Source organism: Amycolatopsis sp. NBRC 101858 (genome assembly GCF_030269325.1).
Lineage (GTDB): Bacteria > Actinomycetota > Actinomycetes > Mycobacteriales > Pseudonocardiaceae > Amycolatopsis > Amycolatopsis ponsaeliensis.
Window position 1 is genome coordinate 108,588 of sequence record NZ_BSTD01000010.1, and the last position, 25,418, is coordinate 134,005.

The following is a 25,418-nucleotide window of genomic DNA, read 5'->3' on the forward strand; positions in this document are numbered from 1 at the left end:
CACCCAAGGAGCGAAGGCCTGTACGGGCTCCGAACCGTGAAACCCGTACAGGCCTGGCAGTGCCTCGATGGTTACTGGTTTCGGCCTGCCGTGACGCCGCCGTCGACGTCCCAGATCGCGCCGGTTACCCAGCCGGCCTGGTCGGACAGGAGGAAGGTGGCCACGGCGGAGATGTCCTCGGTGGTGCCGATCCGGCCGATCGGGTGGAAGGCGTTGAATCCCGCCAGGACGGTGTCGACCTCGGCCGGTGGGATGAAGCCCTCGTAGATGGGGGTGGCCACCACGGCCGGGGAGATGGCGTTGACCCGGATCTTGTGGGCGGCCAGTTCCAGAGCGAGATGCTGGGTCAGGGCGTGCAGGCCGGCCTTGGCCATCGAGTACGCCGATGACGGGGTCGCGGCGATGGCCTGCTTCGCCCACATGCTGCCGATGGTGACGATGGCGCCACCGCGGCCGCTGTCCACCATGTTCCGCGCCACGGTCTGGGTGATCAGGAAGGTGGCCTTGTTCAGGTCCAGGTAGGCGTCGTAGTCGGCGGGGGTGTGGTCGAGGAACGGCAGCGGCTTGAACACGCCTGCCGCGTTGACCAGCAACGTCGTGTCGGCGTGCTGGCCGGCCAGTTCCTCGCGGACCCGCGTCACCTCGGCGGGATCGCGCAGGTCGGCGGTGATGCCCCACGCCTGTCCGCGGGTGGCCAGGTCGGCCACGGTCTTCTCGACCCGTTCGAGGCGGGAACCGATGACGACCGCGCTGCCGCCGCGGCTGACGACGTCCTCGGCGATCTGACGGCCCATGCCGCTGCTACCGCCGACGACGACGAGCTTGCGACCGGTGAAGTCCTGTTCCATGGTGGTTCTCCTCATCTGACTACCTACTAGTTGGAAGGTTGAGTGGTCATGAAAAAAGTGCCGCGCGTGGCGGCGTTTTCAGAGCAGGGCGTCGACCAAGGTCGCCGCCACCGACCGGACCACATCCCGATCCGGCCCGACGGCGGCGTCCGGCTGCCCGTGGGCGCGGGCCAGGAGCAGCGCCCCCTCCAGGGACGCCAGGTAAGCCTCGGCCGCCGCGCCGGTCCGGGTGGCGGGCATGCCCGCCTCGGCCAGCACGCCGGCCACCCAGTGCCGCTGATCGGCGAAGAAGGCGTCCGTCGCCTGCCGTACCTGAACGGGCAGGCTTTCCGCATCCACGGCGAAGACGCCGCAGAGGCAGATGCGGCCGCCTTGGGCAAAGGTCTCGGCGTACAGCCCGGCATAGCCCACGAGGCGCTGCCGCGCGCCCGCCGCGTCGTCGTCGACTTCCTTTCGCGCTACGGCAAACCGTTCTCGGTAACGCGCGATCAGCGCCTCGGCCAGCGCGGCTTTGGTGGGGAAGTGGTGGTGGATGCTCGGCTTCGTGATGGACAGCTCAGCACTGATGTCGGCGTAGGAGAAGCCGTTGTACCCCCGAACCTGCACGAGCGTCTGAGCGCTGTCCAGGATCCGATCCGCTGTCGTGGTCACGCGACAATTTCTACCTTCTAGTTGGTAGGCAGTCAAGATGTGTGACCGGCGTCACCGGGTGGAGTGGTGCGCCGCAGCGGGGGCCCGTGCCAACCGGGCCGGAGAAGATCAAAATCCATCCCTATCGGCTATGACCTGCCGACCATTGCCACAAGCCGGTCTTCGGCATGCCGGCGTGGAAAACATGACCACCGCGGTCTTCTCAGTCGTAGTGGCGCAGTGACGGCCACAGCTGCTGCCAGGTGCCGTGCGGCTCCCGGCACTCGTAGATCGCCGCGTGGTGGTCGGTCTCCTGGTTGCCGATTACGTCCGGCATGGTGATCGGCCCGATTTCGCGTACGTCCGACCAGAATCGCCGCAGGTAGGAGATTTTGAACTCGCCGACGCACAGCACGGTGTCCGGTTGGCCGGCCGGTGGTTCCCAGAAGCTGTAGGCGTTCTGTCCACTGAGGATCGGTTCCGTCAGTCCGCCGACGATGGTGAGCGCGCCGGCTTCGCCGTAGTTGCTGGTGAAGATCGGGGTGCCGGGTGGCATCCGGTCTTCCGCGGCCTTGACCTGGCCGGCGAATTCGGGCCAGCCGTACGTTTCCATGACGGTGGGGTTGAGCGCGCGCAACGCGTTCTGGTCGCGGGCCGGCAGGACAGGGTAGCCGATCACGATGGCGATCAGTCCTGACAGGACGATCACGGCGGGCCAGCGGCGTCGGCCCCGGCTGGTCGCCTCGGCGTGCACCGCGCCGGCCGCGAACAGCGCGATCAGCGCGGGCGCCGGGTAGTAGGGCTTGCCGCCGCCGAGGGTGAACACGACGATCGCGGTCACCACGATCGCCAGCGCCCACCGGTGGCCGCGGCCCGGGCCCCAGCCCAGCCGGCGGACTCCGAGCACGCACAGCACGATGAGCGGCGGACCCGCGAGCAGCGGCAGCAGGGGCAGTTGCGCCAGGGAGCCGAGCGGGCCGCCGGTCCGGTCGCTCAGCACCTGCGCCATCGCCAGGTTCGGCCAGCCGTTGCGCGCGTCCCACACCACGTTCGGGACGGCCAGGAGCACGGCCACGGCGCCGGCGAGCCACGGGCCGGGTGCGCGCAGCGCGTCCCGGTGCCACCCCAGCAGGCCGATCGCGACGCCGAGCAGCAGGACGACCACGGTGTCCTTGTTCTCCAGGCCGATGCCCCCGAGCACCCCGGTGAGCAGCCACGCCGCCGTCGTGCGCAGCCGCAGCGCCCGCGCGACGGCGACGAACATCGCCGCCCAGACCAGCTGGTCGGTCACGGTCGTGCCGAACAGCACCGACGCCGAGACGAACGCGACACTGGCCGCGGTCGCGCCGGCGGCGATGGCCTGGGCGCGTGCGCTGCCGCCGAACTCCGCGGCCAGCTTGGCGCCGAGCACGACGCAGCCGGCCTGGCAGGCGATCGCGAGGACCCGCAGCGGCAGCACCCCGCCGGGCAGCTCGGCGGCCCACCGGGCCAGCAGCGGCGTCAGGGGTGGCTGGTCGACGTAGCCCCAGGCGGGGTGCCGGCCGGTGATCACGTAGTAGAACTCGTCGCGGTGCCAGCCGTACCGGGCGGCGACCACGAGGTGCACGACAGCCGCGACGGCGGCGATGGCCAGCACCGGTCTCCCGGCGAGCTTCGGCTGTCTGCCGGTGGTGGTCAGGTTCTCGGTGGCGCTCACGATTCCCGCAGGAATGCGCTGGTCAGCAGGTGGTGGACGGTGGCCCGGCACTGGTCGTCGGTCAGCATCGCGGAGTCGGGGTCACCCAGCCGGTGCCAGGCGAACCAGGCCACGGTTTCGGCGATGAACCGGGCGGCCGTGGGCACGTCGGGCACCGCCCGCAGGTGGCCGGACCGGATGCGTTTGCGCAGGTAGTCGCTCAGGTCTTCGAAGAGGCCCCGGCGGCGCTGCACGAACCAGAACTGGAACATCTCCGGCAGTTCGCGGGCGCACTGCGCGACGAGCGCGAGGACGCCCCGGTTGCGCTCGATGAAGCCGTAGAGCTCGTCGACGATCTCGCCGAACTCCTCACGGGCCGACTCGACGCGCCGCCTGCTCATGGCGGCGGCCAACCGCGGAAATTCTTCGGCTTCGGTCCACCGCCGCGCCAGCGTGACGATCTCGTCTTCGGAGGACAGCCGCACGGGAGTCTCGAGCCCGTCCAGCAGTTCCGGGCCGATGGCCCAGGCCAGTGCGACGTAGAGCAGTGCCTCCTTGCTCTGGACGTAGGTGTAGAGCGCGCCATGACTGAGGCCGAGTGCCTTCGCCACGTCGGAAATGCCGGCTTCCCGGTACCCGCGCTGGGTGAAGACCCGCGCGGCCGCGTCGGCGACGTCTGCCAACGAACGCGTGGGAGTGCGTCCTGCCATGCGGGCAGTCTTTCTTGACTGACTCAGTCAGTCAATATTGCTCTCGTGGAACGTGCTGTCCGTCGACGACCGGATCGAGACCGGCGGCCACGCCCGAGATCCCTCTTCGGCCGCCTTTCGGTCTGCGAGTCATCTCGGACACGGCCAACCCTCATCCGGTCACGTTTTCCTGACCAGTCCGGTGTAACCAGCCACGAACAGTGTTGCGAAGCCCCAGCCGAGCAAGGTCACGATCCAGCCTGCGACGACGTACCACTGGCCGGCCGGAGTCGTCGGCACGAACTCGCACTGACGCTGGCTTGCCAGCCGCACCACGGGAATGCTGAGGTTGGCAGCCATGGCCAGATGCTCGGTGACGGTGCACGCCTTCACGCCGTCTGCTGCGCGCACGGCGGTGTCATTGTCGGCGCCCAGGACGAGCACGCAGGCGAGGAGTAACGTCGCCAACAACCCTGCCAGCGGCCGGGTCGGGCGGTAGCCGTGACCGAGCAGGAACCCGCTCGCGCGGTGCCGCAGCCGTGCGGCGAACCCACCCAGCTGGCCGCGCTCGCCGAGGTCGCGTTGCTGCGCTATCAGGATCCGCTTGGTGTCGCGCTCGTGGCCCGCCGCCCGGTGCACGGCCGCGAGCTGCTGGTAGGGCTGGGCGGTGTACCCGGGCGTGTGCCGGCGCAGCAGCGCCAGCCACTCGTCGACCGATGCCGCGAACGGCACGCGGCGGTAGGTCAATCCGTCCACGGCGATCCGGAACGCCGGGTCCGCGTTCACCAGTTCGCCGACCGGCAGCGAGATGGGGCCGTCCACCGTCACCTCGGTGAGGTCCAGTCGCGGCGTGCCGCCGGCGAGCCGCACGTCCGCCACGCGCAACTGCCCCTTCACATGCGCGCCCGGGAAGGCCGCTGCGCCGGACGTCCGGAGTCCCGGGCCCAGGCGGAGGTCCGCGCCCACCTGCACCGCGGTCGCGTTCAACGCGACCCCGTCGGGGTTCTCGATTGTGGCGTCGTCGAGGTACAGCATGCTCTTGGTCTGCGTGCGGACCAGCCGGACCGCGGCGCCGCTGTCGGCGGTCGCCCGCAGTCCGGTGAGGATGATGCTGACTGCGACCTGCGCGCTGTCCGCCAGCAGCGCAGGTCCGCCACCGTCGTTGCGCAGCACGGCGCCGGTCAGCCGGAGCTGGCCGCCGATCCGGGCCGCCGGGAATCGGACCGTGCCCTCCTGGCAGGCCGAGTCGGCGTGAAACCCGTTGGTGAGCACGACGTTGCCCGCGACCGTGATGCCGTCCGCTTTGACCGCCACCCGCGGGCCGGTCTCCAGCCAGGCCCGTTGAAGGGACAGCGCGCCGCCGACGTCGGCATACGCGAGGCTGATCCCGCCGGCGCAGCGGATCCCGTCCAGGAGCACCGGACCGGCGGAGTGCAGCTCGTCGGCGTCGATGTGCTCGACCGTGCAGCCGTCGAGGGTCAGCCCGGCAAGGCGGGCCCGGCGGAGCACCAGTGGCTCGGGCACCTCGCAGGCGACGAGAACCAGCGGGCTCTCGCTCCGCACATCGGCCAGGTCCAGCGACCCGGTGACAACCGCACCGGACAATCGGACGCCACGCGGATCCAAGGCGTCGACAAGTTTCCCGAGCAGCAGGTCGCGGAGCACGTCGGCGCGAACCGTGCGGTCAGGCGCGTCGGCGAAGTCGAGCTGCCGGCCTGCCGCCACCGCCTCGACGAGCTGATGTTCCGCCTCGGATAGTCGCATGCTCGGAATCTAGTACTCGGCCAGGTACTGGCTGCAGGTGAGCGTGCCGCGCGGCACGGAGACGTTCTGACTCCGCGACGATTCAGTGGCAGCAGCCAGATGACGACCACTCGGCGGCATGAGCGGACATTCGTATGGTGATCACCGGGCCAGGGCGAGGAGTTCGTCGGTCGCCGGTTCTGGACCGCCGTAGGTGAGATAGGCGATGGCGAACATCGGAGCGATGACCCGGCTCCAGGCGTAGAGCCGGTCACCATCGAGGCCGCACGCGGCCGCCAGCCGCCGGCAGCGGACCTCGACGCCCTCGTGCTCGGCGCCGGTCACCACGTAGTCGACGGCGTCGAAGCAGGGATCTCCGATACACGCCTTGGGATCGATCGCGACCAAACCGCGCGACGGGCCGCCGTCCAGGACGTTTCCGAGGTGCAGATCGCCGTGCAACAACACGAGCCGGGCCTGTGTCTCCAGCAGCGCCTCGCAGCGTTCGATCGCCCGCCGCCACGTCGCCGGGTCGATCCGGGCGCCGATGGCCGGCTCGGCCAGCCGTCGGCCGATCCGGGCGAACGCTTCCTCACACCGGCCGCGCAGATCCCACGGCCAGCGCGCGGGCACGGCCACCGCGTGCAGCGCGGAAAGCAACTCTCCCCACCGCGACGGCAACGACGCCTGCGCAAGATCTCCAGCCTCGGTGCCGGGCCGGACCTCCTCCAGCACCATCGCGCCCGCCTCGACGTCCACGGACAACATCGCCGGCACCCGGCCCGAGGATGCGAACGCGCGCAGCATCCCCACCTGCCTGCTCAACAGCGCCCGATCCGGGCTGAGCTTGAGCACCGCCGGCGTTCCGTCCGGCCATTGGCATCGCATGACGACCGAGGACGCTCCGCTCGCGAACAGTTCACCGAGCACGAGGCCCCACCGGGATGCCAGCCGCGCGGCCAGCGCCGGAACCTTGTCGAGCCATCCTGCGGCTTCGGGACCGAATCGACTCACCAACCCGGCCGGGCTTTTTCGATGTCCACGCAGGCAGTTTCGCACCTGGGGGATGTGAGATGGTCGCAAGGTGGCGAGGAGCGCTGAGGAGTTCGACAGCTGGTACGCGGATCGGGTCGAGTCGCCGGTGGCCGATGAGCTGGTGCGGCGGGTACTGGGGCTTCCGCCGGATCTGCAGTCCACGAGTCTGCTGGGTGGAGCCGGGCTCGATGAAGTCGTGGCGGCGCTTGGCCTGCGTGCCGGACGGGTGCTGGTGGATCTGGCGTGCGGTCGCGGCGGGTTCGGGTTTGAGATCGCGCGACGGAGTGGTTGCCGGGTTGTCGGGATCGACTTTTCAGCGGTCGCGATCGACCACGCCCGGCGCCGGGCGCGGATGTTGGAGCTGACGGATCGAACCGACTTCCGGGTGGGTGAGCTGACCGCGACGGGACTGGGCACGGCGTCGGCCGACGCCGTGCTCGTCGTTGATTCCCTCCAGTTCGCCGAGCCGCTGCCGGAGGCGTTGCGGGAGTGTCGTCGCATTCTTCGTCCCGGCGGACGTGTGGTCGTCACGTGCTGGGAAGCCCTCGACGCGGATGACGGGCGCTTGTCGCCGCGGCTGCGGCAGCTGGATCTGGGCAGGCAATTGCCGCGCGCCGGTTTCGTGGCTGTCGAGGTCGTCGACAGGCCGGCGTGGCGTCTGGCCGAGCAAACCCTGTGGCAGGAAGCCCTCGCCGTTGAGGCTGGTGATGATCCTGCGGTGCGGTCGATGCAGGACGAGGCACAACGAGTGCTGGCAACCTTCGACGGGCTGCGCCGTGTCCTGGCCACGGCACGCGCACCCCACTCGGCCCAGGCGTCGCCGCCGTAGCCAGCCCGTATCCCGGATCCACCTGCCCTTGACGTTTGGTCCCTGGTAGCGCGGTTACGCGTCCGGGTTCCAGCCTGCCAACTGCTCCACCGGCTCGATGTCGCCGGTGAGCTCCAGGCCGTCTAGCCCGACGCGCTCGTAGAAACAAAGGACCAGTTCGCTCGCTGCCCCTCGCATTGCCACGTCGCCCGGCTCCGCGTCGGCCGCGAGGTCGTCGCAGCGGACTCCGATGGTGTTGAGGGTCAAGCGCCACGCGCGGCCCTCGTTCGTGCGCAGGTCGATCGTCGCCGGGTTGAACGGCCAAGGGACGCTCGTCGCCGAGACAGTTGTCAGGAACTCGTCGACGCCCTCGACCGCGACGTTCGTCGGGAGCGGCTGTGCGGCCCCCTGGGTGAACTGGGCGTCGTAAGTGTGGACGGCGATCTCCTGGAGCTGGTGGCGGGCCACGGCTCCGCTCGTCTGCGGGGCCTGCGAACGGCCCCACCACGTCCAGCAGCCGCGGTCCGGGCCGGCCGCGCGCAGCTCGGCGAGCATGAGCTCGGTCGACTCGGCGAGCCACGCGTCCAGGGCTTCGGGGTCGCGGGGTGCGGACCGGGCGCCCTTCGGGTCCGTCTTCGCCGGGGGCTCGGCGCCCGGGCCCGCCGCGACGATGGCGGCTTGGCGGCGGCGGCCGTCGCCGAGGTGCTGGGCCAGTTCGCGCAGCGTCCAGTCCGGGCAGGCCGGGACCTGGACGTCGAGGTCGGCGGCGGACGCGATCGCGGCGCGGAATGCGGCCGAGCGGTCCTCGATCAGGCGCAGAACCTCGGGGAACTCCACAGTTTCGGGCACTTCGGTGGTGTATCACGGCGCTCCGGCCGCCGGGTAGCGAGTTTCGCCGGGCGAACGCCTTCCCTGATTCTTCTCAGTGGCGACGGCGGAGGCGGACGCCAGCGTCGCGGCGGTGAGGCTGCCCCAGAGGGCCACCGCGCCGTGGGCGGCGAGAGTCGTGATGACCGCCGGGGAAACGGCGAGGCCGAAGCCCGTGGAAAGCTGGAAGCGGGCCAGGGCGCGACCCAGGACCGGGGCCGGGGCGAGGGCCGTGACGAGCGCGGTGGCGCTGCCCGCGTAGACGATCTCGCCGATCGTGCAGACCACCGACACCGCGGCGACGGCCGGGGGACCCCAGCCGGGTCCCAGCGACGTCGCCACGAGGAAGCCGAGGTAGGACACCGCGAGCACCACGCCGCCGAGCGCCAGCACGGTCCGCCGGGCGAAGCGGGACAGCAGGACGGTGACCGGCACCTGCAGGGTGACCACCAGCACCGTGTTCGCCACGAAGATCGCCGCCGACCACACCGGGGACGCGTGCAGCTGCGTCACCAGGACCAGCGGCACCGCGATCTCGGGGACGTTGAGGCAGAAGACGTAGACCACGTTGGCGGCCAGCAGCGCGCGCATCCGGGGTGCGGGCTCGTCGACTGCGGCACGGGCGACGGCCGGCTGCGCGTGCACGTGGACCGACCACGCCAAGGCGGCCGCGGCGAGGTAGGCGAGCCCGGTGACGGCCGCCAGCGCCTGCAACGCGGTGGTGCCGCCCGCCAGGCACGCGGTGGCGGCGAGCGCACCCACGCCCAGGCCGGCGTTGCGCAGCGCGCGGCCGCCCGCGAGCGCGGCGTCGCGTTCGCGTCCGTGGGCGACCGTGGCCACCAGGGCCGCGTGGGCGGCCGGCCACGCCTGGTTGCCGATGCCGAGGAACAGCGACGCCGTCGTGAACAGCCCGACGTGGCCCGCCGGGGCGGCCAGCAGGAGCGCAACGCCCAGGACCCGCACCAGCATCGAGGCCGCGACGACCGTGCTGCGCGCGCCCCGGTCCAGCCACCGGCCCACCGCGGGCATGCACACCAGCCCGACGACGACGCCGACCGTCATGGCGACGCCGGTGATCGACGCGGACAGCCTCAGCACCGTCACCCCGTAGAGCAGCAGGAAGGGCCGCAGCATCCCGGTGCCGAGCGCGTCCACGACCAGCGCGACGGCGTAGCGGGGGCCGCCGGAGGCGCGGACGAGGGCGCGGGGCCGGATCGTGGTGGTCATGGCGTCCACGGTGCGTTCGGCCGCCGCCCTTGCCACGTCGATTGACGGACACCGTCAATCGACGCGGTCGTCGGCCGTCCGAACAGCGATGATGAGGGCGTGACGTTGAGGATCGACATCGGCGGGTTGCCGGCCGGACGGCTGCGGTTCGCCGTTTCGCCGCTGGCCGAGTTGACCGCGATGCTGCACGTCCTGGCCGAACCCGGGCACCACCCGCAGCTCGCCGGCTGGGCCGCGGACGTCTGGGCCGGGCTGCGGCCGGAGCTGGCCGAGCGGCTCCGGGAAGCCGAGTTCCTCTGGCGTTCCTCGCGAGCCGACTTCCTGGTCCCCGCTCGTCCCCGGCCGACGCTGGCCGGCGAACTGGACGACGTGGACCGGATCGACGACGAGACCTACGTCACCGCCGCGCTCATCACCACGTGCGGCAGCAACCGGGTCCACTTCGGCGCACCGTCACCGCTCGCCGACGCGACGGCGCGCGAGCGGGCCCTGGACCTCGCCCAGGCCCGCGGTGCGCTCCAGGAGGCCTTCGCGGAACGGCTGCTCGCGGATCCCGCGGCCGTGCGGGCGCGGGTCCGGGACACCCTCGAACAGTGCGCCGAGGCCTTCTTCGACGCCGCTTGGACGGGCGTCGCCGGGCAGCTCGCCACGGACCTGCGTCTCAAGGACGACATGCTGAAGCGCCAGGGCCTCGGGGCGGCACTCGCGTCGGTCTCCGGCGCCGTGGCCCTGGCGCCGGACGGCACCTGCATCGTCGTGGACAAGCTGCAGGACAACGCGACCGCGGCCCACGGCACCGGCGTCACCTTCCTCCCCAGCGTCTTCGGCCGCCCGCACCTGGTGGCGGTCCACGCGCCCGGGTGGCAGCCGGTGGTGCAGTACCCCGTCGCCGCGGCGAGCGTGCCGGAGCCGGTATCGCTGGAAACGGTCTCGCTGCGGCTGGAGGCGCTCGCGCACCCGGTCCGGCTGCGGCTGCTGCGCACCCTGGCCCGCGGCCCGCACACCACCGGCGAGCTGGCGCACGCCTGGGAGCTTTCGCCTCCGGAGGTCTCCCGCCACCTCGCCGTCCTGCGCCGCGCGGGCCTGCTCACGACCCGGCGGCAGGGCCGGTACGTCCGGTACGCCGTCAACGTCCCCGATCTGACGGCGCTGGGGTCCGACCTGCTGGCGGCCGTGCTGCGCTGAGCCGCCCGGCCGCCGCCATGACCGGGTGCCACGGCGTCGCGTCGAAGATCAGCGTGATGGCCTCGATCTTCCCGTCCCGCAAGCGGAAGTGCTCCGCCGTGCGCTGGGTGCCGACCGGGGTCGCCGTGTGCACGTCGTACACGAGGGTCGCCTCCGACTCGCCGTACAGCTCGCTCAGCAGGTCGACGCCGGTGACCACGCTGACGAACCCGCGGAGGCCGGCGAGGTGGCCGCGGGCGTCGTCGGAGCTGATCATCGGGCTGCGGAAGGTGAACGTGCCGGCGAGCTGGGCGGCCGCGGCGGTCACGTCGCCGGCGAAGCGGGCGCGGGAATACGCCTGGACGGTCTCACGGGTGGTCATCGGTCCTCCAGGTAGCGGGCGAGGTGCTGCTGGTTTTCGGCGAGACGCAGGCAGAGGTGGCGCAGCTGGGTCGTTTCGGCGGCGGTGAAGCCGCGGAAGAGCGCCGCCATGGCCAGCTGCGACGGACGGCGGAACTCCTCCAGCCACGTCCGGCCGTCGTCGGTGATCCGGACGAGGACCGACCGCCGGTCGCGCGGGTCGGGGACGCGCACCGCGTGCCCGGCGCGCTCGAGCGTGTCGACCAGGCCGGTGACGTTGCGCGAGCTGACCCCGGCGGACGCGGCCAGGTCCTTGATGTTCGCTTCCGCGCTGCTCAGCCGGATGAGGAGGTCGAGGGCGCCCGGGCTGAGGCCGCGGCTGTCGGTGCCGTGGGCCCGCAGCTGGTCCAGGCTCCGTGCGGCCACGCGCACCGCCGCCGCGGCTTCGAGCACGCCGGTGTCCTCGCCGCGGGTGAACCCGGCCAGCGCGCCGCGGGTGTCGGGGGAGTAGAGGAGGTCGTTCGGGTCACGAGCGAATACGTCGTTCATAGTGAAGTACTACATTAGTACGTACTTCCGTATTCGTGTCAAGATCATGTCCGTCCGCAGTCGTTTACCAGGGTTTCGCCCGGCGTTAGCCTCGGGCCCGGCACAGGTTCTCGAAGTCCCGCACATACTGACCCGGCTCTCCACCACGACACCCCCGGAGTCCTCATGACGGACGTCAACCGACGGCGTTTCCTGCAGCTGGCCGGCGGCACCGCCGCCCTTTCCGCCCTCTCCACCAGCATCGCCCGCGCCGCCGAAATCCCCGCTCACCGGCGCACCGGGTCCTTGAAGGACATCGAGCACATCGTGGTCCTCATGCAGGAGAACCGGTCGTTCGACCACTACTTCGGCACGCTGCGCGGCGTCCGCGGCTTCGGCGACCCGCGCCCGGCGACGCTGGCCTCCGGCAAGTCCGTCTGGGCGCAGTCCGACGGCAAGCGCGACATCCTGCCCTTCCGCCCCGAAGCGGACAACCTGGGCCTGCAGTTCATCCAGGACCTGCCGCACGGCTGGAACGACACGCACGCGGCGTGGAACGGCGGCAAGTACGACAAGTGGGTGCCCGCGAAGGGCTCGACCACGATGGCGTACCTGACGCGCGAGGACATCCCGTTCCACTACGCGCTGGCCGACGCGTTCACGATCTGCGACGCCTACCACTGCTCGTTCATGGGCTCGACCGACCCGAACCGCTACTACATGTGGACCGGGTACACGGGCAACGACGGCAAGGGCGGCGGGCCGGTCCTCGGCAACGACGAGAAGGGCTACTCCTGGACGACCTACCCCGAGCGGCTGGAGCAGGCCGGGGTGTCGTGGAAGATCTACCAGGACGTCGGCGACGGCCTCGACGCCGCCGGCGGCTGGGGCTGGATCGAGGACGCCTACCGCGGCAACTACGGCGACAACTCGTTGCTGTACTTCGACTCCTACCGCAACGCGAAGCCCGGCGACGCGCTGTACGAGAAGGCCCGCACCGGCACGAACGCGAAGGCCGGCGACGGCTACTTCGACCGGCTGCGCGCCGACGTCAAGGCCGGCAAGCTGCCGCAGGTCTCGTGGATCACCGCGCCGGAAGCGTTCTGCGAGCACCCGAACTGGCCGGTGAACTACGGCGCCTGGTACATCGCGCAGGTGCTCGACGCGCTGACGGCGAACCCGGATGTGTGGAGCAAGACCGCGCTGCTCATCACCTACGACGAGAACGACGGCTTCTTCGACCACGTCGTCCCGCCGTACGCCGCGGCCGGCCAGTCCACTGTGGACACGACCGGTGAGATCTTCGCGGGGTCGGCGGCGAACCCGGCCGGTCCGTACGGGCTCGGCCAGCGCGTGCCGATGCTCGTGGTGTCGCCGTGGAGCAAGGGCGGCTACGTGTGCTCGGAGACGTTCGACCACACGTCGATCATCCGGTTCATCGAACGGCGCTTCGGCGTGCGGGAGCCCAACATCACGCCGTGGCGGCGCTCGGTGTGCGGCGACCTGACGTCGGCGTTCGACTTCGCCCGCACCGACGTCCGGGTGCCCGCGTTGCCGGACACGGCGGGCTACGAGCCGCCGGACCGCGTGCGGCACCCGGACTACGTGCCCGCGGTCCCGGCGCACAACGTGCTCCCGAAGCAGGAACGCGGGCTGCGGCCGGCGCGGGCGCTGCCGTACGACCTGTCGGCCGACGCCCGGCTGGCCGGTGGAACCCTGACGGTCACGTTCGCCAACCACGGGCGCGCGGGCGCGACCTTCTACGTCGTGACGCCATCCGGCGAGCCGCGGACGTACACGGCCGGGGCCGGGACGACGCTCCCGGCGGCCTTGCCCGCGTCCGGGGCGTACGACTACACCGCCTACGGGCCCAACGGGTTCGTGCGCCAGTTCCGCGGCGGTGCCGCCGGGCCGGAGGTGAGCGTCCGCCAGGAAGGCGGGGAGCTCGCGCTGGTCCTCACCAACAGCGGCACCACGACGGTGCGGCTGACGGTGTCGGACGCGTACGGCCGCTGCTCGTCGACGCACCAGCTGCGCCCGGGCGCACGGGTCGTGGAGCACGTGGACACCCGGCGCAGCAACAACTGGTACGACGTCTCGGTGACGTCGGACCGCGACCCGAAGTTCCTGCGCCGCCTGGCGGGACACGGGGAGACCGGCCGGCCGAGCACGAGCGACCCGGCGACGCTCACGAAGTGACGACCGCTGCGCGGCGCCAGTCCGAGGGACTGGCGCCGCGGTGGCGTTTGAAGGCCACGCTGAAGGCGAACGGGTCCTCGTAGCCGACCGCGCGTGCCACAGCGGCGACCGTGTCTTCGGTGGCGCGCAACAGATCCGCCGCGAGCGCCATCCGCCAGCCGGTGAGGTAGGTCATCGGCGGCTCGCCGACGAGCCGGGCGAAGCGCGCGGCGAACGCGGCCCGGGACAGCCCGGCCCGGGCGGCCAACGCCGCGACGGTCCACCGGTGGGCGGGCTCGGCGTGCAGCAGCCGCAGGGCTTCCCCGACACCGGCGTCGCCCAGCGCCCGGTACCAGGCCGGCGGCGTGTCCGTCGCGGCGCACCAGGCCCGCAGCGCGAGGACGAGCACGAGGTCCAGCAGCCGGCGCAACACCGCGTCCTGGCCCGGCTCGTCGCGCGCGACCTCGGCGGCGAGCAGGTCGAGCGCCGCCTGCGTCCGCGGCCCGGCGGGGACGACCGCCAGCGGCGGGAGCATCGCCAGCAGCCGCTCGGCGACGGCACCGCGGAGTTCGTAGGCACCGCGCAGCATCGTCGTGGCGCCGGGCGTCCCGTCGCCGTACGTGCGTGGTGCCCGGGGATTCACCTCGCCCGTGCCGGTGATCGGGTACTTCTTCGCGCCGCGGATCACGACCTGCGGCGCGGTGCCCGGGTCGTCGGCGATCGTGTAGGCCTTCGTGGAGACGAGGGCGATGTCGCCGGCGGCCAGGCGAACCGGCGGCCCGGTGCCGAGGCTGACGAAGGCGTGCCCGCCGAGCGTGGCGACCAGGGTGAGCGGTGGGGCGTCCGCGAAGGTCATCGACCACGGCGGCCGCTGGATCAGCTGCCGGACCAGCGCGTCCGTGGCGTGGGCCCGGTGCAGCAGGTCGCTGAGCACGTCCATTCCCCGACCCTAGACGATCACAAAGGAACCATCGACTTTCTCCCATGGATCGTCTCGCGCATCCACGGTTGCCTGACGGCATGACCACCCTCATCCTCGGCGGCACCGGCAAGACCGGCCGCCGCGTCGCGCAGCGCGTCGACCATGCCCGGATCGCGTCGCGCCGCACCGGTTTCGACCTCGGCGACCCCTCGAGCTGGGCCCTGGACGGCGTCACGGCCGTCTACCTCGTGGAGCCCGACCTGCAGGCCGGCCCGCGCCTGCCGCGCTTCGTCACCGAAGCGGTCGCGGCGGGCGCGCGACGGCTGGTGCTGCTGTCCGCGCCGCGCGCCAGCGAGGAGGGCCATCCGCTGCACGCCGCCGAACGGGCCGTCCGCGAATCCGGCGTCGGCTGGACCATCCTGCACCCGAACTGGTTCGCGCAGAACTTCAGCGAAGGCCCGTGGGCGCAGGGGATCCGCGACGGCGTCCTGACCCTGCCGACCGGAGACGGCCGCGCGCCCTTCGTCGACGCCGAGGACATCGCCGAGCTCGCCGCGGCGGCGCTGACCGGCGACCGCCACGACGGCGAGGTCTACGAGCTGACCGGTCCGCGGGCGGTGAGCTTCGGGGAAGCGGTGAGCCTGATCGCCCGGGCGGCCGGGCGGGGGATCGAGCACGCGGACGTCGACCCCGAGGCGTTCGTCGAACGACAAACCGCTTACGGCGTCCCGCTTCCCGTGGCCCGCCTGCTCACCGGCCTGCTCACGGACCTGCGCGACGGCCGGGGCGCCGACCTCGGGGACGGCGTCGAGCGCGCACTCGGCCGGCCGCCGCGGTCGTTCGAAGAGTTCGTCGCCGGGACCTCCTGGACCTGACGATCAGCCGAGCCGCGTGATCGTCAGCCGCACGGAGCCGCGGTTGCCCGAATACCCGAGCCAGCTGTCGTTGGCGAACGCGTAGAAGTACCCCGGCTCCCGGTTGACCCACTTCTCCAGCCGGCCGCCGATCGGGAACGCCTCGTACGGTTGCTGCACGTCGTGGGCGTCGAGGTTCGGGGCTGCCACCGCGCCGGTCAGCGTCATCCACTTCGCGGCTTCGCAGCGGCGGCCGCCGAACGGACGGGCGTGGGCGTCGTTGAGCCGGGCGAGCTGGGCCTGGAGCCAGGCCGACGTCGTGGCCAGCGCGTGCAGCACGTCCTGGAAGTCCAGCCGGGCGTCGGCCTCGGTGCCGTCGGGGTGGTGCGCGATCTTCCCGTTCAGCCAGGTGCCCTCGGCGGCGAACGCGTACTCGCCGGGGTCGAGGTAGATCCCCGTCCAGTTCCACGGCTTCCCGGCGTAGACGTCGACCGTCGCCGACTCGCCGGCCTCGAGGCGACGCCCCGCGCGGTAGGGGCCCGTGGTGATCGGCGGCGTCGCCTGCCGGTCCACCGCGGACGGCGCGACGCCGGCGGAACCGGCGCCGATGAACGGGAAGGCGCGCGGCGCCGGGCACAGGACCGTGTACACGCTGTGGAGCGAGTTGTGCAGCACGCCCTGGGCGTCCGGCGTGATCTGCTTGTACATCCCGTCGTCGAAGACGAGGTCCGGCACGACCGCGCGGCACTCGTCGATCATCCACTGCAGGGCGGCGTCGGACAGGCCGCTGCTGTCGTGCCCGCCGCCGACGTCGCAGTGGTCGCCGGGGAACCAGACCTGCGCGGCCGTGCGGCCGCCGTCCACTTCGTGCAGGTTCGACCACAGGGTCGGCATGAACGGGCCGCGCATCTCGTCGATGGCGAGCGCCTGGCGGGCGTGCTTGACGTGGTCGCCGAGTTTCGTGTCGTGGAACCGGGGGAGGTGCCCGACGTGGTCTTCGACGAGCTTGAGCGGCCCGAGCCAGTCCGGGATGCCGAGCGAGCCGACGGTGTCCCAGACGCCGAGGAACTCGATCGGGACCGGGTCGGCCGCCTCGCCGGCCCCGGCCCGGTAGCCGGTGGTGAAGAGCCGGTCGACCTCGGCCCAGAACTCGGTGGAGCCGGCGGTCTTGAGGTCCGCGGGCAGGCCGCAGCGGCGGATCATGCCGCAGAGGCTGCGCACGGTGAACGCCCCGCGGCTGAACCCGAAGAGGTGGATCGCGTCGCCGGGGGAGTAGGTGCGCGCGAGCCAGCCGTAGGCGCTCTTGATGTTCTCCGAGAGCCCCTTGCCGACGAGCCCGCCTTCGAGGTGGTCGAGCAGCCCGGGCCCGGTGCCGACACCCGGGTGGTAGTACCGCGGCTGGCGGTCGAGGTCCGCGACGGCATGGTGCAGCCGCGCGACGTTCGTCGGCGCGGGCCGGCCCTGTTGCTCCTGGTCGGGCGTGTTCCAGGTGCCGTCGCAGCAGACCACCAGGTGCCGCCGGGTGCCGTTCGGCTCCGTCATCCGTTCCCCCTGTCGCTCCCCTCGGAATGCTATTAGGAGGCAGTGCGCGGCCGTGGAGATACCGTCGGATTTGACTATGCTCGCGGACCGTGCCGGAAACGCGTCTCGACCTCGACCGGATCCGGGCCGCCCGGCGGGTGATCGACCCGGTCTTCCTCGACAGCCCGCTCTACCGCTGCGAACCCCTCGAACGCGAGCTCGGCTGCCGGGTGAGCATCAAGCTCGAGACCGCGAACCCCGTCCGCAGCTTCAAGGGCCGCGGCACCGAACTCGTCGTGGACGGCCTCGCCGGGCGTGGCGAGCGGGCCGCCGTGTGCGCCAGTGCGGGCAACCTCGGCCAGGCCCTCGCGTTGTCCGGGCGGCGCCGGGGGATCGACGTCACCGTCGTCGCGTCGAGGTTCGCGCCCGCGGCGAAGCTCGAACGCATCCGCGCGCTCGGTGCCCACCTGGAGCTGGTGGACGGCGACTTCGAACTGGCCCGCGCCCGCGCGGTGGCGCTCGCCCGGGAGCGGGGCGTGCGCCTGGTCGAGGACAGCCTGGACGTCGAGACCTGCGAAGGCGCGGCGACGATCGGCCTCGAACTGGCGGACGCCGGGCCGTTCGACGCGGTCCTCGTCGCCCTCGGCGGCGGCGCGATGGCCACCGGGGTCGGTCACGTCCTCAAGACCCGCGCCCCGGGCACGGAAGTGATCGCCGTCCAGCCGGCGGGAGCCCCGGCGATGACCCTGTCCTGGCGCGCGCGGCGCGTCGTCACGACGGAGTCGGCCGACACGATCGCCGACGGCGTGGCCGGCCGCTTCCCGATCCCGGAGGTCCTCGACGACCTCCTCGCCGTGGCCGACGACGCCGTCCTGGTGCGGGAGCCGTCGATCATCGCGGGGATGCGGCTGTTCCTGGAGCACGCGGGCCTGGTGGTGGAGCCGTCGGCGGCCCTCGGCGTCGCGGCGATCCTCGAAGACCGTGACCGCTTCGCCGGGCTTGACGTGGTCACCATCGTCTGCGGCGGCAACGTCGACCTGCCCGCGTACTTCCGGTGGTTAGGCCGTTGACCCGGCCAGCAGGCCCTTCGCGCGCATGGCGGCCCGGAACGTGTCCGTCTGCGCGGCGTCGAGGAGGTCCGCCGGGAACGCGATCTTGCCCTCGGCCTCGATCTTCAGGACCCAGAACCCGCGGACCAGCGCGACGTTCGTGAAGGTGGTCCAGGCCCGGGTCATCGTCCGCCCGGGCGACTCGGCGGCGTACTCGGCGTCGGTCAGGACGATCCGGGTGGCCCCGGGCTCGTCGAAGGACCGCAGCCGCCGGCTGATCCGCCGCGCCTGGAGGACCGGCCAGCCCAGGCCGAGCAGGAGGACCACGCCGCCGACGCCCAACCCGACCGGGTCGGGCGTCGCACCCTGGAGCGCTTCGGCCAGCACCAGCACCCCGAGCACGACGTAGATCCCGGCCGGCAACCACCGGGCCACCGGGGCGCTCGGGTGGCACGCGCGGAACGACCGCTTCGCCATTTCCGGCGTGAAGACGAACGACAACGAGATGTCCACGGACGGTTCCCCCAGGGTGGTGATCGGGCGCGGTGATTCTGGCACAGCGCCCGGCGTGTCATCATGACCGTGGCCCGATCGGCAAACCGAACGGAGACGGGGCTCGATGGACGCTTTACCGAACGGCGGGACGCCCGTGGCCGAGCCGTCGATCCGGGACATGCTCGCCGTCAACCTGCGGGCGGCGCGGGCGGCGCGGGGCCTGTCGCTGTCCGAGCTCTCGCGGCGGTCCGGGATCGGCAAGGCGACCCTCTCGCAGCTGGAAGCCGGCACCGGCAACCCGACGATCGAGACCGTCTTCAGCCTGTCCCGTGCGCTGGAAGTGGCCATCTCCGACCTGCTCGACCACCGGCCCCGCGGCGGGCTGACCGTCGTGCGCGCGGCCGACGTCGAGGTCCTCCGCGGCGAGGGCATCGACCTGCGGCCGCTGCGCCGGATCGAGGCCGAGAACAGCGTTTTCGAGGTTTACGACCAGGTCGTGCGCGGCGATGCGCCGCAGCGGTCGCAGGGGCACGTCGGGGTCGAGCACACCGTCGTCCAGACCGGTGGGCTGCGCGTCGAGGTCGGCGGGCGGACGGTCGACCTCGGGCCAGGGGACTACGTCGCCTTCGACGCCGGCGAGCCGCACAGCTACACCGCGCTCGAAGCCCCGGTGCACTCGGTGCTGCTGCTCCAGTACCGGGCGGGCGAACGCCTCGACGGACGGCCGCACCCCGTCTTGCAGGATTGACACCTCCGCCTCGCGAGACTTAACCTCCGATCGTTCGCTTTAACGAACACCGGAGGGTCGATGAACCGAACGCGCGCGGTGGTGATCGGAGCCGGCGTCGTCGGGGCGGCGTGCGCCCGGGAGCTGAGCCTCGCCGGATTCGGCGTCCTGGTGGTCGACCGGGGCCGGCCCGCGGGCGGCACCACCTCGCACGGCGAAGGCAACCTCCTCGTGTCGGACAAGGGCCCGGGCGCCGAACTCCGGCTCGCGCAGCTTTCGGCCCGGCTGTGGCCGGAGATCGCGGCCGAACTCGGCGACGCCTGCGAGTTCGATCCCAAGGGCGGCATCGTCGTGGCCACCACCGAAGCCGGTGCCCGCGCGCTCACGGCGTTCGCCGCCGAGCAGGCCGATGCCGGGGTGCGTATCGAGTCACTGTCCACAGTGGAGCTCGCGGCGGCCGAACCGGCGTTGACCCGCGAGGTGACCGCCGCGGTCCGCTACCCGGAGGACGCGCAGGTCCAGCCGGCCGGCGCGACGCTGGCCCTGCTCGGCTCGGCCCTCGCGCACGGCGCCCGCCTGCGTACCGACACGGAAGTGATCGGCGCCGTCGTCCGCGGCGGCCGGATCACCGGGGTCCGCGTTCCGGGTGAAGTCTTCGAGGCCGACGTCGTCGTGAACGCGGCGGGTCCGTGGGCGGGCGAGGTTTCGGCGCGCCTGGGCGCCCCGATCGCGGTCCGGCCCCGGCGCGGCGAGGTGCTGGTGACCACGCCGATGCCCGGGGTGGTGCGGCACAAGGTGTACGACGCGGACTACGTCGGGGCGGTCGGCTCCGGCGACGGCGAGCTGCAGACGTCCGCGGTGGTCGAGTCGACGCGGGGCGGCACGATCCTGATCGGCTCGTCCCGCCGCCGGGTGGGCTTCGACGAGGCGATCGTGCCGGGTGTGCTGAGCGCCATCGCGGCCACGGCGCTGCGGCTGTTCCCGTCGCTGGCCGACGCCGCGGTGATGCGCGCGTACGGCGGGTTCCGGCCCTATGTGGACGATCACCTCCCGGTCCTCGGCGAGGACCCGAGGGTCGGAAACCTTTGGCACGCAACGGGACACGAGGGCGCGGGCATCGGCCTGAGCGTCGGCACGGCGAGGCTGCTGCGTGAGCTGCTGACGGGGGCTTCGCCGTCGATGCCGGTGGAGGAGTTCACGGTGGACCGCCCGGCGGTGGTCGCATGATCGAGATCACCGTCGACGGTGAGGCACTTGCCGGAACCGAGGGGCAGACGGTGGCCGGAGTGCTGCTGGCCGCCGGGCGGACGTCGTGGCGCACCACGCGCTCGGGGGCGCCTCGAGGTGTTTTCTGCGGGATCGGCGCGTGCTTCGACTGCGTGGTGACGGTGAACGGGGTACCGGACGTCCGGGCGTGCCGCCGTCGCGCCGTCGACGGGGACGAGATCCGGACGCAGTCCCGTGAGGAGGAGGCATGACGAGGGTGGTCGTGATCGGCGCCGGCCCCGCGGGGCTCGCGGCGGCCGAAGCGGCGCTGGAGGCCGGGGCCGAGGTGACGGTGTTGGATCAGTCGGACGCGCCGGGCGGGCAGTACCACCGGACGTTGTACGGCACGCCGCACGGCTTCGATGCCGTGCTGAGCCGGTGCGAGTGGTGGCCGGAAAGCACGGTGTGGGCGCTGGAAGCTGCCGCGCCGGGCGATCCCGTGGCTGCCGCCCGTGCGATCGGCGATCCCGCGGCGGGCGATCCCGCGATCGCCACCCGTGTGGCCGACGGTCCCGCAGGTGGCGATGCGGGGGCGGGCGATCCCGCGGCTGCCACCCGCGCGGTCAGCGACCCCGCAGCCACCAGGCGTGGAGCGGGCCTCCGGCTCCACGTCCTGCGCGGCCCGGCCGATGGCTCCGGTCGTACCCGCCACCTCCTCGAACCCGATGCCTTGGTCCTCGCCACCGGAGCGCACGATCGCACCCTGCCCTTCCCCGGCTGGCAGCTGCCCGGCGTCTTCACCGCGGGTGCCGCGCAGGCGCTCGCCAAGGGGGAACGGGTCGCCGTCGGAAAGCGCGTTCTCGTCGCCGGGGCTGGGCCCTTCCTGCTGCCCGTCACCGAATCGCTCCTCAGCGTCGGGGTCGACGTTGCCGCCGTTCTGGAGACCAACCCCGCCAAGACCGTCCTCAACGGATGGCGCTTCCCCATGCGCAAAGCCGGCGAACTGGCCCGCTACGCCGCCACCCTCGCCCGGCACCGCGTCCCCTACCTCCTGGGCCGCACCGTCGTCGAGGCCCGCGGAGACGTTCGGGTGCGCGAAGCCGTCACCGCGCGGGTCCGTGCGGACTGGTCCGTCGTGCCCGGCACCGAACGCACCTATGCGGTCGATGCCGTCTGCGTCGGGCACGGCTTCACGCCGCAACCCGAACTCGCCGTCGCCGCCGGGTGCGTGCTCGACGGCGGGTTCGTCCGCACCGACGACCACCAGCGCACCAGCGTCGCGACTGTCTTCGCCGCCGGGGAGATCACCGGGATCGGCGGTGCGGACGCCGCGCGAGCCGAGGGCGCGGTCGCCGGGTGCGCCGCCGCCGGGGGTACGCCGAGCCGGGCGCTGCTGCGCGAGCGTGACCGCACCAGGAAATTCGCGCAGCGGCTGAACGCGGCCCACCCCATCGGCGCCGCCTGGCCCGGCTGGCTGCGCGACGACACGATCGTCTGCCGCTGCGAGGAAACCACCTACGGAGACCTGAAAAGCGCCGTCGACGACCCGGTCGCGCCGGGACCGCACGCCCTCAAGCTCGGCACCCGCGCCGGCCTCGGCCCGTGCCAGGGCCGGATGTGCGGGCCTGCCGTCGCCGAGCTCTGCGGCGGCGCCGAACGCCACCACCGTCCGATCGCCCAGCCGATCCGCCTGGGCGAGCTCGCCGACCCGAAGGAGACCCCAGCATGAGCACCCGCGACCTCGGCGGCGTGGTCGTCGCCGCCGCGTTGCCGTACCGACCCGACGACAGCGCGCCCGCCGGCCTGGCCGTCGACTACGACGCCTACGCCGAGCACTGCCGCTGGCTCGTCGAGAACGGCTGCCGCGGCGTCGGCCCGAACGGCTCCCTCGGCGAATACTCCTCCCTGACCGACGACGAACGCCGCCGCGTCGCCCGCACCGCGATCGAAGCGGTCGGCGAAGACGGGATCGTGGTCGTCGGCGTCCACGGACCCGGCGCGCACCAAGCGAAGCAGTGGGCGGAAGCGGCCGCCGAAGACGGCGCGCACGGCGTGCTGTGCCTCCCGCCGACGCTCTACCGCGCCAACCGCGGCGAGGTCCTCGCCCACTTCGAGGCCGTCGCGTCCGTCGGGCTGCCGGTGATGGTCTACAACAACCCCTTCGACACCAAGGTCGACCTCACGCCCGACCTGCTGGCCGAGATCGCGCGGATCGACAACATCGTGGCCGTCAAGGAGTTCTCCGGCGACGTCCGGCGCGTGCTGGAGATCCGCGAGCGCGCCCCGGAGCTGGCCGTGATCAGCGGCGCCGACGACGTCGCCCTGGAGAGCCTGCTGATGGGCGCAACCGGCTGGTTCGCCGGCTTCCCGAACGTCTTCCCGGCCGAGTCGGCACGCCTGTTCGAACTGGCCACGGCGGGCAAGCTCGACGAGGCCCGCGCGCTGTACGAGCCGCTGGTGGCCGCGTTCCGGTGGGACTCGCGCACCGAGTTCGTCCAGGCCATCAAGCTCGGCATGGACATGGTGGGCCGCCACGGCGGGCCGTGCCGCCCGCCGCGGGGACCGCTGTCCGGCGCCCAGCGCGAGCAGGTCCGCGCCGACATGGGCCGCGCGCTCGCCTCGCTGGGGGTGGCGTAGGTGCGGTCCTCGCGCGCGATCACGGCGGTCGACTCGCACACCGAGGGCATGCCGACGCGGGTGGTGACCGGCGGCGTCGGCCCGATCCCCGGCACCACGATGGCCGAGCGCCGCCGGTACTTCATGGAAAACCTCGACCATATCCGGCAGTTCCTGATGCACGAGCCGCGTGGGCACTCGGCGATGAGCGGCGCGATCCTGCAGCCGCCCCTGCGCGACGACGCCGACTGGGGTGTCGTGTACATCGAGGTGTCCGGCTGCCTGCCGATGTGCGGCCACGGCACCATCGGCGTCGCCACGGTGCTGGTCGAGACCGGCATGGTCGAGGTGACCGAGCCGGTGACCGTGGTGCGCCTGGACACCCCGGCCGGGCTCGTGCACGCGGAGGTCACCGTTCGCGACGGCCGCGCCGAACGGGTCAAGCTCCGCAACGTCGCGTCGTTCCTGCATGAGCGCGACGCCGTCGTGGACGTGCCCGGCCTCGGCGAGGTGCGCTACGACCTGGCCTACGGCGGGAACTTCTACGCCATCCTCGATCTGTCCCAAGTGGACATCCCGTTCGAACGGTCCGCAAAGGACCGCATCCTGAGCGCCGGACTGTCGATCATGGGCGCGATCAACGAGCAGCGCCCGCCGAAACACCCGGCCGACCCGCTGATCGGCGGCTGCAAGCACGTGCAGTTCCTCGCCCCGGGCTCGGACGCGCGGGCGTCGCGCAACGCGATGGCGATCCACCCGGGCTGGTTCGACCGCTCGCCGTGCGGCACCGGCACGTCCGCCCGGATGGCCCAGCTGCACGGCCGGGGCGAGCTGCCGTTGCACACACCGTTCGAGAACAGTTCCTTCATCGGCACGACGTTCACCGGCGAGCTGGTGGGGGAGACCGAGGTGGGCGGGGTGCCGGCGGTGATCCCCGAGTTCTCGGGCCGCGCGTGGATCACCGGCACGGCCACCTACCTCCTCGACCCGGACGACCCCTTCCCGGCCGGGTTCGTGCTCTAGGACGTGATGCTGGCGACCGCGTCGACGCCGTAGTTGTTCGCGTACCCGTTCTCGACGCCGACCAGGATCTCGGCGACCTCGAACCAGCGGTCCCAGAACGGAGTTTCGCGGAGGGCGTCGACCAGCCGCTGGTACGCCGCGTGGTCGACGGCCTCCCACACCCACACGTCGGTTACGCGCGCCGAGTAGAACTCGGTGTCGTAAAAGCGCGAACGGACACCTTTCGCCTTCTCCTCGATCGCCGGGACGACCTCGGTGCGGAACGCTTCGATGCGCTGCTCGACGGTCAGGGCCAGCCACTCGGGCGTCGTCTTGACCAGCATGAAGGCGGTCACCGTCGGGGTCACGCGTAGGCCCCCGCTTCGATGTCCTCGACCAGCGTCGGCCCGGACGGCGTCCAGCCGAGCAGTTCGCGGGTACGGGAGCTGGACGCGGACATGTCCAGGCCGAAGAACCGGCCGATGAACCCGAAGTGCTCGACGGCGTTCTCCGGGGCGACCGACACCACCGGCAGGTCGAGGCTGCGCCCGATCGCCTCGGCGATCTCCCGCGTCGTCACGGCTTCTTCGGCGACGGCGTGCAGCCGCGACCCCGCCGGCGCGCCTTCCAGGCCGAGCCGGACGACCTGGGCCGCGGCCGGGCGGTGCACCGCGGACCAGGCGGCGTCGCCATCGCCGATGAACCCGGACACGCCGTGCCGCCGGGCCGCCGCCGTGATGGCCGCCAGGAACCCGGGGTCGCCGACGCCGTGCACCGACGGCGCGAAGCGGACGCTGACCACCCGGACGCCCTTGTCCACGTACTCGAGGGCGAGGTTCTCCCCGCCGCCGCGCATCGAGCCCGGGCCGACCGCCGGGGACACGTCGGTCTCGACCGCGGGCCGGCCCCGGACCAGGCCCGCGAGGGCGCCGGCGAGCACGAACGGCCGGTCGGTGCCGGCGAGCGCGCCCGCCATCGCCTCGATGGCGGCCCGCTCGGTCCGGTTGTTCTCCGCCGGGTTGCCCCAGTCGTGCTTGTTGCCCAGGTGGACGACGGCGTGGGCGTCGATCGCGCCGTCGCGGAGACCGTCGAGGTCGTCGAGGTCGCCGCGACGGACCCGGGCGCCCGCCTGGGCGAGCTTGAGGGCCGCGGCGTCCGAGCGGGCGAGGCCGGTGACCTCGTGCCCGGCGCCGAGCAGTTCGCCGACGACGGCCGTGCCGATCCACCCGGTCGCTCCGGTGACGAACACGTGCATGGTGCTGCTCCTTCTTCGG

At 72.3% G+C, this 25,418-nt stretch carries 26 protein-coding genes; 11 read left to right on the forward strand and 15 right to left on the reverse strand.

The genetic code is table 11. The annotated features are described in order from the left end of the window. Positions 1–71: 71 nt before the first annotated feature. The 6 genes from QSK39_RS52715 to QSK39_RS52740 form a co-directional block, all read right to left on the reverse strand. A complete protein-coding gene (locus QSK39_RS52715) occupies positions 72–848 on the reverse strand; it encodes an SDR family NAD(P)-dependent oxidoreductase (RefSeq protein ID WP_285485409.1) in 777 nt (258 codons plus the stop codon). 78 nt (positions 849–926) lie between these two features. Further along, the gene (locus tag QSK39_RS52720; RefSeq protein ID WP_285485410.1) at positions 927–1,499 is read right to left on the reverse strand and encodes a TetR/AcrR family transcriptional regulator; all 573 of its coding nucleotides are present in this window, start codon (positions 1,497–1,499) and stop codon (positions 927–929) included. 202 nt (positions 1,500–1,701) lie between these two features. Beyond that, positions 1,702–3,174, reverse strand: a complete 1,473-nt coding sequence (locus QSK39_RS52725; protein WP_285485411.1) for a glycosyltransferase family 39 protein — start codon at positions 3,172–3,174, stop codon at positions 1,702–1,704. Continuing rightward, on the reverse strand, positions 3,171–3,863 hold the full coding sequence (locus QSK39_RS52730) for a TetR/AcrR family transcriptional regulator (protein WP_285485412.1): 693 nt from the start codon (positions 3,861–3,863) through the stop codon (positions 3,171–3,173). The genes QSK39_RS52725 and QSK39_RS52730 overlap by 4 nt, the downstream gene beginning before the upstream one ends. 159 nt (positions 3,864–4,022) lie before the next feature. Next, positions 4,023–5,606 carry a hypothetical protein gene (locus QSK39_RS52735; protein WP_285485413.1) on the reverse strand — a complete coding sequence of 528 codons (1,584 nt, stop codon included), beginning with the start codon at positions 5,604–5,606 and terminating at the stop codon, positions 4,023–4,025. 141 nt (positions 5,607–5,747) lie between these two features. After that, positions 5,748–6,644, reverse strand: coding sequence for an aminoglycoside phosphotransferase family protein (locus tag QSK39_RS52740; protein ID WP_285485414.1), 897 nt, complete (start codon positions 6,642–6,644; stop codon positions 5,748–5,750). Positions 6,645–6,669: 25 nt separating this feature from the next. Between QSK39_RS52740 and QSK39_RS52745 the strand changes: the two genes are divergently transcribed. Beyond that, positions 6,670–7,449, forward strand: a complete 780-nt coding sequence (locus QSK39_RS52745; RefSeq protein WP_285485415.1) for an SAM-dependent methyltransferase — start codon at positions 6,670–6,672, stop codon at positions 7,447–7,449. 54 nt (positions 7,450–7,503) lie between these two features. On the opposite strand, the gene QSK39_RS52750 is transcribed toward QSK39_RS52745, so the two are convergent. Both QSK39_RS52750 and QSK39_RS52755 read right to left on the reverse strand, forming a co-directional pair. After that, entirely contained in the window at positions 7,504–8,277 is a 774-nt protein-coding gene (locus tag QSK39_RS52750) for a maleylpyruvate isomerase N-terminal domain-containing protein (RefSeq protein WP_285485416.1), read from the reverse strand. Between the two features lie 12 nt (positions 8,278–8,289). After that, a complete protein-coding gene (locus tag QSK39_RS52755; protein WP_285485417.1) occupies positions 8,290–9,522 on the reverse strand; it encodes an MFS transporter in 1,233 nt (410 codons plus the stop codon). A gap of 99 nt (positions 9,523–9,621) precedes the next feature. Here QSK39_RS52755 and QSK39_RS52760 point away from each other — a divergent pair, with 99 nt between their 5' ends. Then, positions 9,622–10,707 (forward strand): helix-turn-helix domain-containing protein, encoded by a 1,086-nt coding sequence (locus QSK39_RS52760; RefSeq protein ID WP_285485418.1) that lies wholly within the window; start codon positions 9,622–9,624, stop codon positions 10,705–10,707. Here the strand turns inward: QSK39_RS52760 and QSK39_RS52765 are convergent. Further along, positions 10,649–11,068: a nuclear transport factor 2-like protein gene (locus QSK39_RS52765; protein ID WP_285485419.1), complete on the reverse strand. Its 420-nt coding sequence runs from the start codon at positions 11,066–11,068 to the stop codon at positions 10,649–10,651. The two genes, QSK39_RS52760 and QSK39_RS52765, sit on opposite strands and share 59 nt — an antisense overlap. Continuing rightward, positions 11,065–11,595 carry a MarR family winged helix-turn-helix transcriptional regulator gene (locus QSK39_RS52770; protein WP_285485420.1) on the reverse strand — a complete coding sequence of 177 codons (531 nt, stop codon included), beginning with the start codon at positions 11,593–11,595 and terminating at the stop codon, positions 11,065–11,067. The genes QSK39_RS52765 and QSK39_RS52770 overlap by 4 nt, the downstream gene beginning before the upstream one ends. Before the next feature lie 165 nt (positions 11,596–11,760). On the opposite strand from QSK39_RS52770, the gene QSK39_RS52775 reads away from it, so the two are divergent. Then, positions 11,761–13,773 (forward strand): phosphocholine-specific phospholipase C, encoded by a 2,013-nt coding sequence (locus QSK39_RS52775; RefSeq protein WP_285485421.1) that lies wholly within the window; start codon positions 11,761–11,763, stop codon positions 13,771–13,773. Here QSK39_RS52775 and QSK39_RS52780 read toward each other — a convergent pair. Next, complete coding sequence (locus QSK39_RS52780; protein ID WP_285485422.1) at positions 13,763–14,692, reverse strand: AraC family transcriptional regulator; 930 nt, start codon at positions 14,690–14,692, stop codon at positions 13,763–13,765. The genes QSK39_RS52775 and QSK39_RS52780 overlap by 11 nt on opposite strands. Positions 14,693–14,772: 80 nt before the next feature. Between QSK39_RS52780 and QSK39_RS52785 the strand changes: the two genes are divergently transcribed. Next, positions 14,773–15,549, forward strand: coding sequence for a Rossmann-fold NAD(P)-binding domain-containing protein (locus QSK39_RS52785; RefSeq protein WP_285485423.1), 777 nt, complete (start codon positions 14,773–14,775; stop codon positions 15,547–15,549). A gap of 3 nt (positions 15,550–15,552) precedes the next feature. Here the strand turns inward: QSK39_RS52785 and QSK39_RS52790 are convergent, their stop codons facing one another. After that, positions 15,553–17,070 (reverse strand): T6SS phospholipase effector Tle1-like catalytic domain-containing protein, encoded by a 1,518-nt coding sequence (locus tag QSK39_RS52790; protein ID WP_285485424.1) that lies wholly within the window; start codon positions 17,068–17,070, stop codon positions 15,553–15,555. Between the two features lie 89 nt (positions 17,071–17,159). Between QSK39_RS52790 and QSK39_RS52795 the strand changes: the two genes are divergently transcribed. Beyond that, complete coding sequence (locus QSK39_RS52795) at positions 17,160–18,119, forward strand: threonine ammonia-lyase (RefSeq protein WP_285485425.1); 960 nt, start codon at positions 17,160–17,162, stop codon at positions 18,117–18,119. On the opposite strand, the gene QSK39_RS52800 is transcribed toward QSK39_RS52795, so the two are convergent. After that, a complete protein-coding gene (locus QSK39_RS52800; protein ID WP_285485426.1) occupies positions 18,108–18,611 on the reverse strand; it encodes a hypothetical protein in 504 nt (167 codons plus the stop codon). The two genes, QSK39_RS52795 and QSK39_RS52800, sit on opposite strands and share 12 nt — an antisense overlap. Before the next feature lie 106 nt (positions 18,612–18,717). Between QSK39_RS52800 and QSK39_RS52805 the strand changes: the two genes are divergently transcribed. From QSK39_RS52805 to QSK39_RS52830, 6 genes are read left to right on the forward strand one after another with little or no spacing between them, the layout of a single operon-like run. After that, a complete protein-coding gene (locus tag QSK39_RS52805; protein WP_284742227.1) occupies positions 18,718–19,341 on the forward strand; it encodes an XRE family transcriptional regulator in 624 nt (207 codons plus the stop codon). A gap of 60 nt (positions 19,342–19,401) precedes the next feature. Next, the gene (locus QSK39_RS52810; protein WP_285485427.1) at positions 19,402–20,547 is read left to right on the forward strand and encodes an NAD(P)/FAD-dependent oxidoreductase; all 1,146 of its coding nucleotides are present in this window, start codon (positions 19,402–19,404) and stop codon (positions 20,545–20,547) included. Then, the gene (locus QSK39_RS52815; RefSeq protein WP_285485428.1) at positions 20,544–20,798 is read left to right on the forward strand and encodes a (2Fe-2S)-binding protein; all 255 of its coding nucleotides are present in this window, start codon (positions 20,544–20,546) and stop codon (positions 20,796–20,798) included. Before QSK39_RS52810 ends, QSK39_RS52815 begins: the two co-directional genes overlap by 4 nt. Next, on the forward strand, positions 20,795–22,255 hold the full coding sequence (locus QSK39_RS52820; protein ID WP_285485429.1) for an FAD/NAD(P)-dependent oxidoreductase: 1,461 nt from the start codon (positions 20,795–20,797) through the stop codon (positions 22,253–22,255). Before QSK39_RS52815 ends, QSK39_RS52820 begins: the two co-directional genes overlap by 4 nt. After that, positions 22,252–23,163 (forward strand): dihydrodipicolinate synthase family protein, encoded by a 912-nt coding sequence (locus QSK39_RS52825; RefSeq protein ID WP_285485430.1) that lies wholly within the window; start codon positions 22,252–22,254, stop codon positions 23,161–23,163. Before QSK39_RS52820 ends, QSK39_RS52825 begins: the two co-directional genes overlap by 4 nt. After that, positions 23,164–24,165 carry a proline racemase family protein gene (locus QSK39_RS52830; protein WP_285485431.1) on the forward strand — a complete coding sequence of 334 codons (1,002 nt, stop codon included), beginning with the start codon at positions 23,164–23,166 and terminating at the stop codon, positions 24,163–24,165. Here QSK39_RS52830 and QSK39_RS52835 read toward each other — a convergent pair. Together QSK39_RS52835 and QSK39_RS52840 are read right to left on the reverse strand one after the other, a co-directional pair. Further along, the gene (locus QSK39_RS52835; protein ID WP_285485432.1) at positions 24,162–24,512 is read right to left on the reverse strand and encodes a darcynin family protein; all 351 of its coding nucleotides are present in this window, start codon (positions 24,510–24,512) and stop codon (positions 24,162–24,164) included. The two genes, QSK39_RS52830 and QSK39_RS52835, sit on opposite strands and share 4 nt — an antisense overlap. Further along, a complete protein-coding gene (locus QSK39_RS52840; RefSeq protein ID WP_285485433.1) occupies positions 24,509–25,399 on the reverse strand; it encodes an NAD-dependent epimerase/dehydratase family protein in 891 nt (296 codons plus the stop codon). The genes QSK39_RS52835 and QSK39_RS52840 overlap by 4 nt, the downstream gene beginning before the upstream one ends. Positions 25,400–25,418: the final 19 nt, after the last annotated feature.

Bases quoted from the DNA above. Each gene is read 5' to 3' on its own strand.
- QSK39_RS52715 (WP_285485409.1), bottom strand. From the start codon at position 848: ATGGAACAGGACTTCACCGGTCGCAAGCTCGTCGTCGTCGGCGGTAGC.
- QSK39_RS52730 (WP_285485412.1), bottom strand. From the start codon at position 3,863: ATGGCAGGACGCACTCCCACGCGTTCGTTGGCAGACGTCGCCGACGCG.
- QSK39_RS52735 (WP_285485413.1), bottom strand. From the start codon at position 5,606: ATGCGACTATCCGAGGCGGAACATCAGCTCGTCGAGGCGGTGGCGGCA.
- QSK39_RS52755 (WP_285485417.1), bottom strand. From the start codon at position 9,522: ATGACCACCACGATCCGGCCCCGCGCCCTCGTCCGCGCCTCCGGCGGC.
- QSK39_RS52765 (WP_285485419.1), bottom strand. From the start codon at position 11,068: ATGACCACCCGTGAGACCGTCCAGGCGTATTCCCGCGCCCGCTTCGCC.
- QSK39_RS52770 (WP_285485420.1), bottom strand. From the start codon at position 11,595: ATGAACGACGTATTCGCTCGTGACCCGAACGACCTCCTCTACTCCCCC.
- QSK39_RS52775 (WP_285485421.1), top strand. From the start codon at position 11,761: ATGACGGACGTCAACCGACGGCGTTTCCTGCAGCTGGCCGGCGGCACC.
- QSK39_RS52780 (WP_285485422.1), bottom strand. From the start codon at position 14,692: ATGGACGTGCTCAGCGACCTGCTGCACCGGGCCCACGCCACGGACGCG.
- QSK39_RS52785 (WP_285485423.1), top strand. From the start codon at position 14,773: ATGACCACCCTCATCCTCGGCGGCACCGGCAAGACCGGCCGCCGCGTC.
- QSK39_RS52790 (WP_285485424.1), bottom strand. From the start codon at position 17,070: ATGACGGAGCCGAACGGCACCCGGCGGCACCTGGTGGTCTGCTGCGAC.
- QSK39_RS52805 (WP_284742227.1), top strand. From the start codon at position 18,718: ATGGACGCTTTACCGAACGGCGGGACGCCCGTGGCCGAGCCGTCGATC.
- QSK39_RS52810 (WP_285485427.1), top strand. From the start codon at position 19,402: ATGAACCGAACGCGCGCGGTGGTGATCGGAGCCGGCGTCGTCGGGGCG.
- QSK39_RS52815 (WP_285485428.1), top strand. From the start codon at position 20,544: ATGATCGAGATCACCGTCGACGGTGAGGCACTTGCCGGAACCGAGGGG.
- QSK39_RS52820 (WP_285485429.1), top strand. From the start codon at position 20,795: ATGACGAGGGTGGTCGTGATCGGCGCCGGCCCCGCGGGGCTCGCGGCG.
- QSK39_RS52825 (WP_285485430.1), top strand. From the start codon at position 22,252: ATGAGCACCCGCGACCTCGGCGGCGTGGTCGTCGCCGCCGCGTTGCCG.
- QSK39_RS52840 (WP_285485433.1), bottom strand. From the start codon at position 25,399: ATGCACGTGTTCGTCACCGGAGCGACCGGGTGGATCGGCACGGCCGTC.